The following is a 15,025-nucleotide window of genomic DNA, read 5'->3' as shown; positions in this document are numbered from 1 at the left end:
CCGAGGAGGAGGCCGGCAGCGATGACGAGGATGGCGGCGCCGTCTTCGACAAGAGCGGCATGGGCCAGGCCGAGAGCGAGGATCCCTACGACCAGGCGGTCGCGGTCGTGCTGCGCGACAAGAAGGCCTCGACCTCGTATATCCAGCGCCGCCTGCAGATCGGCTACAACCGCGCCGCCTCGATCATGGAGCGCATGGAGAACGAGGGCATCGTCGGCCCCGCCAACCACGCCGGCAAGCGAGAGATCCTCGTCGAGGCCAGCCGCGCCAGGGAAGACGAGGATTGAGCGGACGGCAGAGAGACGGCAGGTCCTCAAATTGCCACGCTGAAGTGCAACTCATACGGTGGTTGATGCGTTTACCTGAGGCGGCGGGCCATTTCGCCCGCCTCCAGTCATTGCCCGCATCAGGCAATGACGCGAACATCCAGGCCGATATGGCCCCAGCATCGGAGCAGCTTTGCTCATGACACGCGTTTCGCCAATGCAGGCTTCGCTCGGCGCCTTTGTCGCGCTTGGGCTCGCCATTGCGTCTGGCCCGCTCGCGGCCCAGCCGCTTGATCTTCAGGCCAAACCCGCAGCGCCGGCCGCAAAGCCGGCAGCTCCCCGCGCGATCCCGCTGCCGCCCATGCGACCGCCGGGGCTTGGCCTGCCGCGGACCGCGGAGGCAACCTCCGCTCCGGTCATCACCACGGTCGCCGCCGAACAGCCCCGTCCGGCTGCCGTCCCGGTCAAGTCGACCACCAGCAAGCATTCAGCCCCGCTCACACAGCAGGAAGCTGTCGAGCGTCTCAATGCCTATTTCAATGGCTTTGCGACCTTGCAGGGCGACTTCATCCAGTTCGCCTCTGACGGCCGCCGCTTCGAAGGCAAGCTCTATATCCAGCGCCCAGGCAAGATGCGCTTCGAGTATCGGCCGCCCGTGACCATGGAAGTCATCGCCGACGGCACCTCGGTGGCGATCCGCGACAAGAAGCTCGCGACCCAGGATCTCTACTCGATCGGCCAGACGCCACTGAAGTTCCTGGTCAAGGAGCGCATGGACCTTGCCCGAGATTCGACCATCACCAAGGTCAGCACCAAGGGCGACATCCTGTCGGTCAGCGTCGAGGATCGTTCGACCCTTGGCGGCACGTCGAAGATCACCCTGAACTACGACATGGCGGCCAATGAACTCAGGCAGTGGGTGGTCATCGATCCCCAGGGCTACGAGACATCGGTCTCGCTCTACAACCTCGATACGCAGCGGCGTCCCGATCCGAAGAATTTCGTGATCAACTACGAGCGCATGCTCTGAGCACGCGCTGAAGGGGCCGCCCTCCAAGCGATTTCGAGCGCCGGGCTTGCTTGCGAGACGAGGCGGCGGCTGCAACGCCGTCAGGCTTCGGAGCGGCTTGCTTTTTCCGCTGCCAAGACCCAGTTTCCGGCTCCCTTTCGATCCGGAACCACTGCGTGAATCTGACCGTTACGAGCTGGAACATCAATTCGGTGCGCCTGCGCATCGGCATGGTGACGGAATTCCTGACCACCACCGCGCCGGACGTACTGTGCCTGCAGGAGACCAAGACTCCTGACGAGCAGTTTCCCGCCAAGGCCTTCGAGAAGATCGGCTATGTCCATCAGGCCTTCATCGGCCAGAAGGGCTATAACGGCGTCGCGATCGTCTCACGCCTGCCCTTCAGCGAGAAGGACGCCATGGCGATGTGCGGACGCAATGATGCCCGCCATATGACGGTCGTACTCGACAAGGGAGCTGGCGCTGCCGCGGGCGTCGCCATCCATAATTTCTACATTCCGGCCGGAGGCGACATCCCGGATCCGAACCTGAACGACAAGTTCGCCCACAAGCTCGCCTTTCTCGACGAACTCGGCGCCTGGGGAATCGCCAAACGACCAACCGACCGGCCAAGCATCCTGCTCGGCGACCTCAATATCGCGCCCTATGAGCACGATGTCTGGAGCCATAAGCAGCTTCTCGACGTGGTCAGCCATACACCCATCGAAACCACGACGCTCGAAACGCTGCGCACCGAGCTTGGCTGGAGCGATGCCGCGCGCACGCTGCGGCCCGAACCCGAGAAGCTCTATAGCTGGTGGAGTTACCGTGCCGCCGACTGGGCTGCCTCGAACAAGGGTCGCCGGCTCGACCATATCTGGCTCTCTGACGGATTGAAGCCGACCCTGCGCGACGTCACCTTCCTGCGTGAAGCACGCGGTTGGGAGCGGCCCTCGGACCACGTTCCCGTCACGGTGACATTGGAGCTCTGATCGAGCGCTCTAGCTTCGATCGATCGCGATCAGCGCATCGCGAACCTGTGACAATTCGCCCATGAAGCCATGCAGCCTCTCTCCGATCGCAGCCGCGATCGCCTGAGCCGATTGCGGGGATTCGCCGAGCACCCGGCGCATCACGCTGCGCGAGAGCTTCATCAGTTGCGTGGGCTCGCGCGCAACGGCCGTCACCGGCCGCTTGATCGAGGCGAACAGCGCCAGCTCCCCGATCAACCCGCCTGGACCCACCACCTCGTCGGCGGGTTGGCCGTCATCCCGGCTCATGAGCGCAATCGCACCCGAGACGACGAGATAGGCACCATCCGAACCGTCGTTGCGGCGGAAGAGCACATCACCGGCGCGCAGGATGCGGTTCTCGGCGGCAAAGGCCACGAGCCGCAAGGCGTCATGGTCCATGAGACCCAGCAGCGGCTGTTTGGCCAGGAATGCGATGTCGTCGTTAAGCGCCATGGAATCTCAAGGATTCAGGCGATAGCCGCCCGCATCCGTCACCAATAGTCGCGCATTGGCCGGATCGGGCTCGATCTTCTGGCGCAGACGATAGATATGGGTCTCCAGCGTGTGGGTGGTGACCTGTGAATTATAGCCCCAGACCTCCTGAAGCAGGATCTCGCGGGCAATCGGCTTGCGGCCGGCACGATAGAGAAAGCGCAGGATCGCGGTCTCTTTCTCGGTGAGCTTGGTCTTCGAGCCCTTCTCGCTGACAAGCAGCTTCGATCCTGGGTGAAAGGTATAGGGGCCGACCTGGAAGACGGCATCCTCGCTCGCTTCGTACTGCCGCAAATGGGCGCGGATACGCGCCAGCAGCACCGCGAACTTGAACGGCTTCACCACATAATCATTGGCGCCGGCTTCCAGTCCGAGCACGGTATCGGCGTCCGAGCCCTGCCCGGTCAGCATGATCACCGGGCTCTTGAAGCCGTTGCGGCGCATCACCTTCACCGCCTCGCGACCATCCATGTCGGGAAGCCCGACATCCATGACGGCGAGATCGACCCGTTCGGCCTGAACGGCCTTCACGCCGGCGGATGCCGTCGCAGCCGTCGAGATCCGGAACTCGTCATAAAGCGCGAGCTGCTCCGCGAGCGCGTCACGCAACGTCTGGTCGTCGTCAACCAGAAGAATATGATGGACGGCGGGCATGGCAATCATTTGAACGGTTTGCGATTCCGGCACCATGAGCCCGCTGAATCGCGACTGCAAGTCAGGTGGGGTGGAATATCCGTGAGAAAATGTGATCAAGCCGGCGGTGCCGGTCCAGGCGAGGTGCGGCGCGGCCTAACCCGGTTGCAAATCGTCCGCTCCGTGCATGATCGCCGCAAGGGTTTTCTGATCGCTGGCGGCGCCTGTTTTCCCTGTGCCCTTGGCCGCTCCGGCATCATTGTCGCCAAGCGGGAAGGCGATGGCGGCACTCCCCGCGCCACATTGCCGCTGCGGCGCATCTTCTATCGCGCCGACCGCTTGCCCCGCCCCCAGACCAGCTTGCCGTTGCGCAGGATCGCACCTCGCGATGCCTGGTGCGACGATAGGAGCGACCGGCGCTACAATCGACTGATCGACCGCCCGCCCGGCGAAGCCGAGGAGCGTCTTACACGCGAGGACCATCTCTACGACGTCATCGTCGAAATGGGCTGGAACGACGCCCCGGTGATTCGCGGCCGCGGAAGTGCGATTTTCTGGCACCTGGCCCGGCCTGGCTTCACTCCGACGGCGGGTTGCGTCGCTGTCGAGCGGCATGTTTTTGAGAAGCTGCTGCCGCGCCTCGCCCGGCGCTGCGTCATGGAAATCCGGTAGGATCCGCATTCAGCGCGATCAGTAGGCCTTGGGGTCGACTCGGCACTACCGCCGGGTCGACCCGCTGCCGGCGTGCAAACAGGGAGCTCCCTACGCCCTGGCCCCAAAGATCGCGCTACCGACACGAACATGGGTAGCACCGAGCTGGATCGCGGCCTCGTAGTCGGCGCTCATTCCCATCGAGAGTCCGCCAATCCCGTTGCGCAGAGCGATCTTGGCCAGCAGCGCGAAATGCGGCGAGGGCGGCTCCTCGGCTGGCGGAATGCACATCAACCCCTCGATCACTAAACCGTGATGCGTGCGGCAGAGCGCGATGAACGCGTCGGCCTCGCCCGGATTGATGCCTCCCTTCTGCGGTTCCTCGCCAGTATTCACCTGCACGAAGAGTTTCGGTGCCCGGCCGGCCCTCGCGATCTCGCGGGCAAGTTCCTTCGCCAGGCCCTCCCGGTCGAGCGTATGGATCGCATCGAACAGGGCGACCGCGTCCCGTGCCTTGTTCGACTGCAGCGGGCCGATCATGTGCAGTTCGACATCGGGAAAGCGCTCGCGCAGGCCCGGCCATTTCGCCTTGGCCTCCTGGACGTAGTTCTCGCCGAAGACGCGCTGTCCTGCTTCCAGGGCAGGAAGGATCGCCTCCTCCGGCATGGTCTTCGAAACGGCGATCAGCGTCACATCTGCTGGGCGGCGCTCGAAATCACGCGCGGCGCGTGCAATCGCCGCTTGCGTGGCGGCCAGCCGCGTAACCGTATCGTTCATCGTGAAACCCTTCCATCTCGCGCGCGACGTTGACCGCGTGCGTGCAATGGTGTCCTAGAACATGATGTGGAAAAGCCGGAACCGGTTTTCCGCCCGAATCCCGCTCTAACTGCGGAAACGGCCTTCTGTTTCCTCTGAAAGCGCCCAGCGATTTCCTAGGGAGCGGCCGGCAGGCTCCGCTTATCCAAGAATTGCCCGCGCATCATGGCCGTCGAACGTTACAATCCCAAGGAATCCGAGCCGAAATGGCGTCAGGTCTGGAATGAGCGCAAGCTCTTCGAGACACGCAATGACGATACGCGCCCGAGCTACTACGTGCTCGAGATGTTCCCCTATCCGTCGGGGCGCATCCATATGGGCCATGTTCGCAACTATGCGATGGGCGACGTCGTTGCGCGCTACAAGCGAGCCAAGGGCTTTTCCGTTCTCCACCCGATGGGCTGGGATGCGTTCGGCCTGCCGGCCGAGAACGCTGCCAAGGCCAACAAGATCCATCCGCGCGAATGGACCTACGCCAACATCGCGACGATGCGCACGCAGCTCCAGTCGATGGGGCTGTCGCTGGATTGGAGCCGCGAACTCGCTACCTGCGACCCGAGCTATTATCGCCACCAGCAGAAGATGTTCCTGGACTTCCTCAAGTCCGGGCTGGTCGATCGCAAGACCGCCAAGGTCAACTGGGATCCAGTCGACGAGACCGTGCTCGCCAATGAGCAGGTCATCGACGGCCGTGGCTGGCGCTCCGGCGCTCTCGTCGAGATTCGCGAGCTGACCCAGTGGTTCTTCAAGATCACCGATTACGGTCAGGAACTGCATGACGCCCTGGAAGGGCTGACGCGCTGGCCGGAGAAGGTGCGGCTGATGCAGAAGAACTGGATCGGCCGCTCGGAAGGGCTGCTGATTCGTTTCGCACTCGAATCGAATGCCTTCGGCCAATCCGACTTGGAGATCTATACGACACGCCCGGACACGCTGTTCGGCGCGAAGTTCATGGCGATCGCGCCCGATCACCCGCTGGCCAAGGCCGCCGCAGCCAGGAACCCGGAACTGCAGGCCTTCATCGAGGAGTGCAAGCGCACCGGCACGGCGCAGGAAGCGATCGACAAGGCCGAGAAGCTCGGCTTCGATACCGGCCTGCGCGCGGTCCATCCCTTTGATCCATCATGGACTTTGCCGGTCTATGTCGCGAACTTCATCCTCATGGAATACGGCACCGGTGCCATTTTCGGCTGCCCGGCCCATGACCAGCGCGACCTCGACTTCGTCAACAAATACGGGCTCGGCAACACCCCGGTCGTCTGCCCCGAGGGTGTCGACCCCGAAAGCTTCGTCATCACGGACACGGCCTATGTCGAGGATGGCCGCATGATCAATTCGCGTTTCCTGGATGGCATGACCATTCCGGAAGCGAAAGAAGAGGTGGCCCGCCGGCTGGAGAGCGAGACACGCGGCAATCAGCCCGTTGGCACGCGCAAGGTGAATTTCCGTCTGCGCGATTGGGGCATCTCGCGCCAGCGCTACTGGGGCTGCCCGATCCCGATCATCCACTGTGCCGATTGCGGTACCGTGCCGGTCCCGGATGCCGACCTGCCGGTCAAGCTGCCGGATGACGTCTCCTTCGAGAAGCCCGGCAACCCGCTCGACCATCATCCGAGCTGGAAGCATGTCGCCTGCCCCAATTGCGGCAAGCCGGCCCGTCGTGAAACCGACACGATGGATACCTTCGTCGATTCCTCGTGGTATTTTGCCCGTTTCACCGATCCCTGGCGCACCGAGAGCCCGACCGATCGCAAGGTCGTCGACCGCTTCCTTCCCGTTGACCAGTATATCGGCGGCGTCGAGCATGCGATCCTGCACCTGCTCTATTCGCGCTTCTTCACCCGCGCGATGAAGGCAACCGGCCATGCCGGGTTGGACGAGCCTTTTGCTGGCCTCTTCACCCAGGGCATGGTGGTCCATGAGACCTACCGAGCCGAGGATGGAACCTGGGTCGAGCCCGGCGATGTCCGTATCGAGGCCAATGGCAGCGAGCGTCGTGGCTTCCATGTCGAGACCGGGGCGCCAATCGAGATCGGCTCCATCGAGAAGATGTCGAAGTCGAAGAAGAATGTGGTCGACCCCGACGACATCATCGCCTCCTACGGCGCCGACACCGCCCGCTGGTTCATGCTTTCGGACTCGCCACCGGATCGCGATGTGATCTGGACGGACGAAGGCGTTCAGGGCGCAGCCCGCTTCGTGCAGCGCCTATGGCGGCTGATCGGCGAGATCGCCGAGCGGACCGGCAATTCAGCGGGTGCTGCCGCGGAATTCGGTGAGGCGGCCCTCACCTTGCGCAAGGCCAGCCATCGTGCCCTGCACGCCGTCGGCGCCGATATCGAGCGCCTCGGCTTCAACCGGTGCGTCGCTCATATCTACACGCTGACAAACGCCATCGCGAAGGCGCTCGACGGAGCTGCCGAGGATCCCGCGCTTGCCAGCGATATGGCGTTTGCGCTGCACGAGGCGGCCGCCATCGTCACGCAGCTTGTCGCGCCGATGATGCCGCATCTTGCCGAGGAGTGCTGGCACGCGCTCGGCCAACCCGGCCTCGTTGGCGAAGCCTCCTGGCCGGTGGCTGACGCCGAACTGCTCCGTGACGACAGCGTCACGCTGCCGGTCCAGATCAACGGCAAGAAGCGCGCAGAGGTGACCGTGCCGGCCGATGCGGATACGGTCTCCGTCGAAGCCATCGTTCGGTCATCCCAGGCCGTCATCAAAGCCCTGGACGATCGCCCGATCCGGAAGATCATCGTGGTGCCGGGGAGAATTGTGAATGTCGTCGTCTGATTCGCACCGCTGCCGACCTGGTCGCGGTGTGCCTACCCGCCGCCTCATGCTGGCCGCCGCACTCGGCGCCGCCGCGCTTGCTGGTGGGTGCCTGCGCCCGCTCTATGCCGAGAATACCACCAGCACCGTCGGCGGCAGCGTCAAGGCGGCGCTCAGGAATATCGAGGTCCCCGAGATCAAGGGCCTGGTCGGGCATTACCTGCGGAACGAACTCGTCTTCGAACTCGACGGCGGCGGAGCCGGAGAGGCCACTGGTCCGAAGCGCCTGAAGCTCCAGGCCTCGATCCGGGAATCGATCGAAGTCGTCACCGTCGACTACGTCAGTGGCCGCGCCGACTCCGCCGTTCTCGTCGCGACAGCCACCTGGTCGCTCGTCCGGGAAGGTACAGGAGAGGTCGTATCCTCCGGCACGACCATAACGCGCGCGCCCTATGAACGCTCCCAGCAGCGTTTTTCCACGGTCCGCGCAGCACGAGATGCCCAGATTCGAGCCGGCAAGTCGCTGGCAACCCTGATCCAAGGGCAGATCGCCGCCGATCTCGTCGGCGGCTGAGCCGGACGACAGGCAATGGTCGCCATCAAGGCGCATGAGGCCGACCGGGCCCTGACCAAGCTGGACCCGGCCTGGCGCCTCATCCTGATCTATGGACCCGATTCCGGCCTTGTCTCCGAGCGGGCGACAGCGCTCGCACGCGCCAGCGTCGACGATATCAACGATGCCTTTCAGCTCATTCGCATGGATGGCGATGATGTCGCTGCCGATCCCCTCAAGCTGGTAGACGAAGCCAATACGATCGGCCTGTTCGGCGGCCGGCGTGCCATTCGCGTGTCACCGACATCGAAGCTGCTGCTCGCGGCGGTCGAGCCGCTGCTGTCAACGCCATCGCAGGACGCGATCGTCATCGTCGAAGCGGGTGATCTCCAACGCACCAATCCCCTGCGCCAGGCCTGTGAGAAGGCACGAACGGCCCTCGCCGTGCCCTGCTACGGCGATGCGGCGCGCGATCTTGGTAGTATCATCGATGAAATGGTCCGGGCTGCCGGCAAATCGATCGACCGCACCACGCGCGAACAGCTGTCCGGGCTATTGGGCGGCGATCGCCAGACATCGCGCCGCGAGATCGAAAAGCTTCTGCTCTATGTTGGCGCAGATCCAGCCGTCACCGAAGCGCATATCGAGGCGGTCGTCGGCGATACGGCACAACGCGAGCAGGCTGCGCTCGTCGATGCGGTCTTCGCCGGCCGTCTGGCCGTGCTCGATCTGGCGCTCGCGAAGCTGTCGAGCGAAGGCCTCGATTCCGGGGTGATGCTTGGCGGCTTGCTACGCCACGCCCTGACGCTGCTGAAAGCCCGTCAGAGCGTCGATGGCGGCCGCAGCGCCCGGGACGCGGTCTCCAGCATGCGGCTGCCCTTTCCCCGCATGGCGGCCGCTGAAGCGGCGTTGAACGTATGGTCCGTGCAGAAGCTCACCGAAGCGGTCGGCATTCTGGGAACCGCAACTCTTGCGGTCAGGCGCGATGGCGAACTCGCCCGTCCAACCGCTGCACGCACCCTTTGGACCCTCGCCCGGCTGGCACAGAGCGGCGGGCGCGGTTCCTAGCGAGTAAGCGCAAGGGGCCTGATCAGGCTTTCAGGCGCCGACACAGGGCATCGAGCTGATCGAGCGTCTTGTAGCCGATCTTCATGTCGCCTCCGCCGCTCGGACGGTGCTGGATCGACACTGATAGCCCGAGAACCTCCTCGAGCGCCTTTTCCAACGCGCGGGTGTCCGGATCCTTGTCGAGTTTCGGCTTGCCAGGGGAGCTCCTGCTCTCACCCCGCGCCTCTTCCTGCACCAACCGTTCGATGTCGCGGACGCTGAGGCCCTCATCGACGATCTTGCGCGCCATCAGCTCAGGATCCGCGACCGAGAGCAGCGCGCGCGCGTGGCCCGCCGAAACGGCGCCCTCAGCCACCATCCGCCGGACAGGCTCCGGCAGTTTTGAAAGGCGCAGCGTATTCGCGACATGGCTTCGGCTCTTGCCGATGACGCGGGCCAGATCGTTCTGGGTATAGCTGAATTCGGCAATCAGGCGCTCGTACCCGGCGGCCTCTTCGATCGCGTTCAGGTCACTGCGCTGGACGTTCTCGACGATGGCGATTTCCAGCGCCTCGCGGTCGTCAGCCTCGACCTGGATGACGGGAACCTCATGCAGGCCGGCGCGCTGCGCGGCACGCCAACGCCGTTCGCCGGCGATGATCTCATAGGCGTCGGCCATGCCCTTGAGCGGGCGCACGATGATCGGCTGCAGGATCCCGCGCTCGCGCACGGAAGCCGTCAGATCCTCGAGCTCGTCATCCGCGAAACTGCGCCGCGGATTCCGCGCGCTCGGCCGCAGGAACTCGACTGGAACCCGACGCTGGCCTCTGGCACGCTCGAGCGCTCCGATCTCGTCGCCGACATCTCCAATCAGAGCGGCGAGACCCCGGCCAAGACGTGAACGTCCCTGTTCCTCGGCCATAATTCAACCTCTTGATACTAAATACGAAATGAGTTCAGGCAGCGGCGCGCAGCGCACGCTCCCGCCTGATGACTTCGGATGCCAGCCGCAAATAGGCCTGCGAGCCGGCACAGCGGAGATCGTAGAGCAGGGCGGGCTTGCCGTAGGACGGGGCTTCCGAAACCCGGACATTGCGCGGGATCACGGTCTCATAGACCTTGTCGCCCAAAAACTCGCGAACGTCGGCCATGACCTGACCGGAGAGATTGTTGCGCGGGTCGAACATGGTCAGGACCACGCCCTGAATGATCAGGCGCGGATTGAGCCCATTGCGAACCTGCTCGACCGTCTTGAGCAGCTGGCTGAGGCCCTCCAGCGCGAAGAACTCGCATTGCAGCGGCACAAGCACGGCGTCGGCTGCCGTCATCGCATTGATGGTGATCAGGCTGAGCGAAGGCGGGCAGTCGATCAGAATATAGGTCAGGTCCGCACAGCGCTGATCGTCGGAAATTTCGTCGATCGCCTTCTTGAGGCGCTGGGTGCGATCCTTGGCACTGGCGATCTCGAGCTCGACACCAAGCAGATCGAGCGTCGACGGCGCGATGAACAAACCAGGTACAGCGGTTTCCTGCAGCGCCTGACCAAGGCCGATATCGCCGCAGAGCACATCATAGGTCGAGGATTGCCGGCTCTTCCGGTCAACGCCGAGCCCGGTCGAGGCATTCCCCTGCGGATCGAGATCGACGATCATCACCTTCTCACCGATCGCGGCGAGCGCCGTGCCGAGATTGATGGCCGTCGTCGTCTTGCCGACGCCGCCCTTCTGATTGGCGAGCACCAGCACACGTGGCCGGCGGGGGGGAAGGGTAATGGGAGTCAGATCGGTCATGTATCAGCCCGCTGCTCGGCCTCGCGAATCAACAGAATGCGAGCTGCCGGATCTGTCACGGAGACAACTGTCGAGGCCTGAATCTTCCAATATTTAGACGCTTCGGTCAATTCAGCATCTAGATATTGTCCCTTGGGAAAGAGCCCAAGTGTCCCGGTTCTCAACAACTCCTTGCACCATCCTAGCAGAATCGGGAGCGGTGCGAGCGCCCGGGCCGTCACGACGTCGACTTTTTCTGTGAACTCCCCAACGATATCCTCGATCCGCGAGGCATGAACCGTCACAGGCGCACCGGTCACCCGGGCCGCGTGGCGCAAAAAGGCGCATTTGCGCGCATTGCTCTCGACCAGATGGATTCGGCCTTGCCCCTGTTCGGCAAGACAGATCCCGATCACAAGTCCGGGAAATCCACCGCCTGAGCCGAGATCGAGCCAGGTTCTGGCGTCAGGCGCCAATGCGAAGAGCTGGAGCGAATCAGCGACGTGCCGCGTCCAGACATCCGAAAGCGTCGTCGAAGAGACCAGGTTCTTCGCATTTTGCCACTTGACCAGCTCTGCGACCAGCAGCGCGAGCCGCTCCTGTGTTTCACGTGAAACAGGAGTCAAGCGCAGAGCGCGGGCGCGGTCATCATTGTCAACAGCCACGACTCAGGCCGCCGTTTGCGTCGCGCGCTTGCGATCCCGCCGCGCATGGGCCGCCAGTAAGGTCAGTGCAGCAGGAGTCATGCCTTCGATCCGTGATGCTTGCGCGAGATTGGCCGGGCGCTGCTGCGACAGCTTCGCTCTCAATTCATTCGAGAGCCCGGAAATACCATCAAGGTCGAGATCGGCCGGGACCTCCAGAGCTTGGTCACGCTGATAGGCCCCGATCTCGGCAGCCTGTCGGTCGAGATAGACAGCATAAGTCGCATCCGCAGTAACGCGCGACGCAACGGAGGCCGGGTGGGCGTTGAGCTCCGGCCAAATCGCTGCCAGCTGCTCGAAGCTGATGTCTGGATAAGAGAGGAGTTGATAAGCGCTCCGACGCACGCCATCGCGGTTCAATTGCAGGCCGACCTGGTCGGCCTGTTGCGGTGTCAGCCGGAGGTTCTTCAATTGCACCCGCAAACCGTCGATTTGCGCGGCCTTGGCCTGAAACCGGCGTTCACGCTCGCCTCCGACCAAGCCGAGCTCGATACCCAACGGGGTCAGCCGCTCGTCGGCGTTATCGACACGCAATGACAGCCGGAACTCTGCACGCGACGTGAACATCCGATATGGCTCTGTCACCCCACGCGTCACGAGGTCATCAACCAGTACGCCGATATAGGAGGTCGTCCGATCCATCGCGATCGGCTCTGCACCACCGGCACGCCGCGCCGCATTGAGGCCCGCAAAGAGCCCCTGGGCAGCCGCCTCCTCATAACCGGTCGTTCCGTTGATCTGGCCCGCGAGAAACAGACCGGCGATCGCGCGCGTTTCGAGCGAGTTCTTCAAGGCGCGCGGATCGACGAAATCATACTCGATCGCATAGCCAGGACGCAGCATGGCTGCATCTTCAAGCCCAGGAATCGTCTTCAGCAAGCCGAGCTGCACATCTTCCGGCAAGGAGGTCGAGATACCGTTGGGATAGACGGTGGGATCATCGAGCCCCTCCGGCTCCAGAAAGATCTGGTGGCCGTCGCGATCCCCGAACCGGCCGACCTTATCCTCGATCGATGGGCAGTAGCGTGGTCCTCGGCCCTCGATCTGGCCCGAAAACATCGGCGCCCGATGGAGGTTGGCGCGGATCAGTTCGTGCGAAGCCAGCGTAGTGCGGGTAATGCCGCAGGAAATCTGAGGCGTCGTGATCGCATCGGTCAGCGCGGAGAACGGCTCCGGCGGCTCGTCGCCGGCTTGCATCTCCAGCGTGGACCAGGCGATCGTGCGCCCATCCAGCCGTGGTGGCGTACCCGTCTTGAGGCGACCAAGCGGAAGCGCGTGACGCTCCAGCGTGGCCGATAGACCAAGCGACGGGGCTTCCCCAACGCGTCCTGCCGGAATTGTCTTCTCGCCGATATGGATCAATCCACGCAGAAAGGTACCAGTCGTCAGGACAACCGTTCCGCAAGCGAATCGACGCCCGTCGGACAGAATGACGCCTTGAACCGCGCCATTCACTATATCGAGGTCAAAGGCCTCACCGACCACGATCTCGAGATGCTCAAGCTCGGCGAGCAAATCCTGAACCGCACTCCGATAGAGTTTCCGGTCTGCCTGCGCGCGCGGGCCGCGAACGGCCGGGCCCTTGCGGCGGTTCAGCATCCGGAACTGGATGCCAGCACGGTCAGCTGCGCGGGCCATGATACCGTCGAGCGCATCGATCTCACGCACCAGATGGCCCTTGCCCAATCCGCCGATCGCAGGATTGCAGGACATCACACCAATCGTCTCGCGCTGATGGGTCAACAGCGCCGTGCGCGCGCCAAGACGCGCAGCAGCGGCCGCCGCCTCGGCGCCGGCATGGCCGCCACCTACGACGATGACGTCATAGCGATCTGTGGCAATGGAATGGGACATGCGCATGTCGCTAGCCAACCCCGTGCCGAGGGTCAAGATTCTTGTGATCTCTCAGCTGAAGGTTTCACGTGAAACGCCGCGCAGCGGGTTCTCTACTTTCCGATGCAGAAGCCTGCAAACAGGCGGTCCAGCACATCCTCGACGTCGATCCGCCCCACGAGCCGTTCGAGCGCGCGCACGGCGATCCTGATGTCTTCAGCCAGCAGCTCGACCTGTCCGTGCCCGGAACCCGCTGCCCGCTGCAGAGCCGCCACCGCGTCCGTAACCGCTACGCGCTGTCGCTCGCGGGTCAGCAATGCGGGCTCTGGATTGGTCAGCGCACCGAGCCGCTCCGAAACGCTCCTCAACAGCGTATCGAGTCCGACACCGCTTTGCACGGAGACCGCCAGTTCACCGGCGCCAACTTGCCCGGGCAAGTCGCACTTGGTGGCAACCATCAGATCCTGCGGTTCAACGGACGCTCGGTTCGGAGACGAATCGACTGCACGAAGTCTCAGCACCAGATCCGCCTTCTCGGCCAGAGCCGTCGCCCGGCGGACACCCTCTGCCTCGATCGGATCGACACTCTCGCGCAAACCCGCCGTATCGATCAACGTCACCGGGAAACCGGCGAGATCAAGCCGGACCTCAATCATGTCGCGGGTCGTACCAGGTTGCGGCGAGACGATCGCCACGTCGCGGCGGGCGAGGGCGTTCAGCAGACTCGACTTTCCCGCATTGGGCGGTCCCGCCAGCACGACGACAAATCCCTCACGAACGCGCTCGCCCATCCGAAACGATCCAAGGGCATCGCGCAGGCTCGTCAGCACGTCCGTGACGGACACAATGGCGTTCTCCACAAGCGCTCCGGAAACATCGCCTTCATCCGAGAAATCGATCTCGGCCTCCAACAGCGACATGGCGCCGATCAACTGATCTCGCCACAGCCCGGCCGCATGACCAAGCGCTCCCTCCATCTGCCGGAGCGCCTGTCGACGCTGCCATTCCGTCTCCGAATCGATCAGGTCAGCCAGGCCCTCGACCGCTGCAAGATCCAGCTTTCCCGCCTCAAAGGCCCGCCGGGTGAATTCGCCGGCCTCCGCCAATCGAAGCCCTGGTAGCCCGGTCAATGCCGAGAGCAGGGCCGCCATCACCGCACGCGAACCATGGACATGGAACTCGGCGACATCCTCGCCGGTGAAGCTCGCTGGTCCCGGGAAGAACAGGACCAGAGCCGAATCGATCACCTCGTGGGAGACGGGGTGGCGCAGGTGTCGAAGCACCGCATGCCGCGGGTTGGGGATAACGCCCGAAATTGTTTCGAGGACGAATCGAACTTGCGGCCCGGACACCCGCAGGACAGCCACCCCGGCGCGGCCATTGGCCGACGATAGCGCCACAATCGTTGGGTAATCCTGTCCGGTCGTCATAGGCAGCACATCTTTCCGTTGCGACGCTGATCCGCCTGGG

15 protein-coding genes are annotated in these 15,025 nt (G+C 63.6%); 7 read left to right on the top strand and 8 right to left on the bottom strand.

Features of this window, described 5'->3' with window-relative positions; genetic code table 11:
- The 3 genes from AC1DW9_RS07260 to xth form a co-directional block, all read left to right on the top strand.
- The coding region (locus AC1DW9_RS07260) for a DNA translocase FtsK (protein WP_476855060.1) at positions 1 to 287 on the top strand (287 nt) is incomplete at its 5' end.
- A gap of 178 nt (positions 288 to 465) precedes the next feature.
- Positions 466 to 1,296, top strand: a complete 831-nt coding sequence (locus AC1DW9_RS07255; protein ID WP_441492053.1) for a LolA family protein — start codon at positions 466 to 468, stop codon at positions 1,294 to 1,296.
- A 155-nt stretch (positions 1,297 to 1,451) separates the two neighbouring features.
- Complete coding sequence (gene xth / locus AC1DW9_RS07250; RefSeq protein WP_441492052.1) at positions 1,452 to 2,267, top strand: exodeoxyribonuclease III; 816 nt, start codon at positions 1,452 to 1,454, stop codon at positions 2,265 to 2,267.
- 9 nt (positions 2,268 to 2,276) lie between these two features.
- Here xth and AC1DW9_RS07245 read toward each other — a convergent pair whose 3' ends face one another.
- The gene (locus AC1DW9_RS07245; RefSeq protein WP_476775125.1) at positions 2,277 to 2,741 is read right to left on the bottom strand and encodes a cyclic nucleotide-binding domain-containing protein; all 465 of its coding nucleotides are present in this window, start codon (positions 2,739 to 2,741) and stop codon (positions 2,277 to 2,279) included.
- Between the two features lie 6 nt (positions 2,742 to 2,747).
- Positions 2,748 to 3,434: a response regulator transcription factor gene (locus tag AC1DW9_RS07240; protein WP_069882335.1), complete on the bottom strand. Its 687-nt coding sequence runs from the start codon at positions 3,432 to 3,434 to the stop codon at positions 2,748 to 2,750.
- A gap of 81 nt (positions 3,435 to 3,515) precedes the next feature.
- Here AC1DW9_RS07240 and AC1DW9_RS07235 point away from each other — a divergent pair, with 81 nt between their 5' ends.
- On the top strand, positions 3,516 to 4,085 hold the full coding sequence (locus AC1DW9_RS07235) for a L,D-transpeptidase family protein (protein WP_476775124.1): 570 nt from the start codon (positions 3,516 to 3,518) through the stop codon (positions 4,083 to 4,085).
- Between the two features lie 90 nt (positions 4,086 to 4,175).
- Here the strand turns inward: AC1DW9_RS07235 and AC1DW9_RS07230 are convergent, their stop codons facing one another.
- Positions 4,176 to 4,841, bottom strand: coding sequence for a YggS family pyridoxal phosphate-dependent enzyme (locus AC1DW9_RS07230; protein ID WP_441492049.1), 666 nt, complete (start codon positions 4,839 to 4,841; stop codon positions 4,176 to 4,178).
- 204 nt (positions 4,842 to 5,045) lie between these two features.
- On the opposite strand from AC1DW9_RS07230, the gene leuS reads away from it, so the two are divergent.
- Genes leuS through holA form a run of 3 tightly spaced genes read left to right on the top strand, consistent with a single transcriptional unit; the run spans position 5,046 to position 9,270 of the window.
- Complete coding sequence (gene leuS / locus AC1DW9_RS07225) at positions 5,046 to 7,670, top strand: leucine--tRNA ligase (RefSeq protein WP_441492048.1); 2,625 nt, start codon at positions 5,046 to 5,048, stop codon at positions 7,668 to 7,670.
- Positions 7,657 to 8,223 carry a hypothetical protein gene (locus AC1DW9_RS07220; RefSeq protein WP_441492047.1) on the top strand — a complete coding sequence of 189 codons (567 nt, stop codon included), beginning with the start codon at positions 7,657 to 7,659 and terminating at the stop codon, positions 8,221 to 8,223. The genes leuS and AC1DW9_RS07220 overlap by 14 nt, the downstream gene beginning before the upstream one ends.
- 15 nt (positions 8,224 to 8,238) lie before the next feature.
- Entirely contained in the window at positions 8,239 to 9,270 is a 1,032-nt protein-coding gene (gene holA / locus AC1DW9_RS07215; protein WP_441505112.1) for a DNA polymerase III subunit delta, read from the top strand.
- A gap of 22 nt (positions 9,271 to 9,292) precedes the next feature.
- Here holA and AC1DW9_RS07210 read toward each other — a convergent pair whose 3' ends face one another.
- The 5 genes from AC1DW9_RS07210 to mnmE all read right to left on the bottom strand — a co-directional run bounded on the left by AC1DW9_RS07210 (position 9,293) and on the right by mnmE (position 14,985).
- Positions 9,293 to 10,171 carry a ParB/RepB/Spo0J family partition protein gene (locus AC1DW9_RS07210; protein ID WP_441492045.1) on the bottom strand — a complete coding sequence of 293 codons (879 nt, stop codon included), beginning with the start codon at positions 10,169 to 10,171 and terminating at the stop codon, positions 9,293 to 9,295.
- Positions 10,172 to 10,205: 34 nt separating this feature from the next.
- Complete coding sequence (locus tag AC1DW9_RS07205; protein ID WP_441505111.1) at positions 10,206 to 11,039, bottom strand: ParA family protein; 834 nt, start codon at positions 11,037 to 11,039, stop codon at positions 10,206 to 10,208.
- Positions 11,036 to 11,683, bottom strand: coding sequence for a 16S rRNA (guanine(527)-N(7))-methyltransferase RsmG (gene rsmG, locus AC1DW9_RS07200; protein WP_441492044.1), 648 nt, complete (start codon positions 11,681 to 11,683; stop codon positions 11,036 to 11,038). The genes AC1DW9_RS07205 and rsmG overlap by 4 nt, the downstream gene beginning before the upstream one ends.
- Positions 11,684 to 11,686: 3 nt before the next feature.
- Entirely contained in the window at positions 11,687 to 13,576 is a 1,890-nt protein-coding gene (gene mnmG / locus AC1DW9_RS07195) for a tRNA uridine-5-carboxymethylaminomethyl(34) synthesis enzyme MnmG (RefSeq protein WP_441505110.1), read from the bottom strand.
- A gap of 92 nt (positions 13,577 to 13,668) precedes the next feature.
- Positions 13,669 to 14,985 (bottom strand): tRNA uridine-5-carboxymethylaminomethyl(34) synthesis GTPase MnmE, encoded by a 1,317-nt coding sequence (mnmE, locus tag AC1DW9_RS07190; protein ID WP_441492042.1) that lies wholly within the window; start codon positions 14,983 to 14,985, stop codon positions 13,669 to 13,671.
- Between the last annotated feature and the right edge of the window lie 40 nt (positions 14,986 to 15,025).

The sequence above is a fragment of the Allobosea sp. P4_E12 genome (assembly GCF_056401655.1).
Note: the sequence above shows the minus strand (reverse complement) of the source record. Positions and strands in the feature narration are given on the sequence as shown.

Excerpts from the sequence above, each read along its gene's own strand:
- AC1DW9_RS07255 (WP_441492053.1), top strand. The coding sequence starts at position 466 with ATGACACGCGTTTCGCCAATGCAGGCTTCGCTCGGCGCCTTTGTCGCG.
- AC1DW9_RS07245 (WP_476775125.1), bottom strand. The coding sequence starts at position 2,741 with ATGGCGCTTAACGACGACATCGCATTCCTGGCCAAACAGCCGCTGCTG.
- AC1DW9_RS07240 (WP_069882335.1), bottom strand. The coding sequence starts at position 3,434 with ATGCCCGCCGTCCATCATATTCTTCTGGTTGACGACGACCAGACGTTG.
- AC1DW9_RS07230 (WP_441492049.1), bottom strand. The coding sequence starts at position 4,841 with ATGAACGATACGGTTACGCGGCTGGCCGCCACGCAAGCGGCGATTGCA.
- leuS (WP_441492048.1), top strand. The coding sequence starts at position 5,046 with ATGGCCGTCGAACGTTACAATCCCAAGGAATCCGAGCCGAAATGGCGT.
- AC1DW9_RS07220 (WP_441492047.1), top strand. The coding sequence starts at position 7,657 with ATGTCGTCGTCTGATTCGCACCGCTGCCGACCTGGTCGCGGTGTGCCT.
- holA (WP_441505112.1), top strand. The coding sequence starts at position 8,239 with ATGGTCGCCATCAAGGCGCATGAGGCCGACCGGGCCCTGACCAAGCTG.
- AC1DW9_RS07210 (WP_441492045.1), bottom strand. The coding sequence starts at position 10,171 with ATGGCCGAGGAACAGGGACGTTCACGTCTTGGCCGGGGTCTCGCCGCT.
- AC1DW9_RS07205 (WP_441505111.1), bottom strand. The coding sequence starts at position 11,039 with ATGACCGATCTGACTCCCATTACCCTTCCCCCCCGCCGGCCACGTGTG.
- mnmG (WP_441505110.1), bottom strand. The coding sequence starts at position 13,576 with ATGTCCCATTCCATTGCCACAGATCGCTATGACGTCATCGTCGTAGGT.
- mnmE (WP_441492042.1), bottom strand. The coding sequence starts at position 14,985 with ATGACGACCGGACAGGATTACCCAACGATTGTGGCGCTATCGTCGGCC.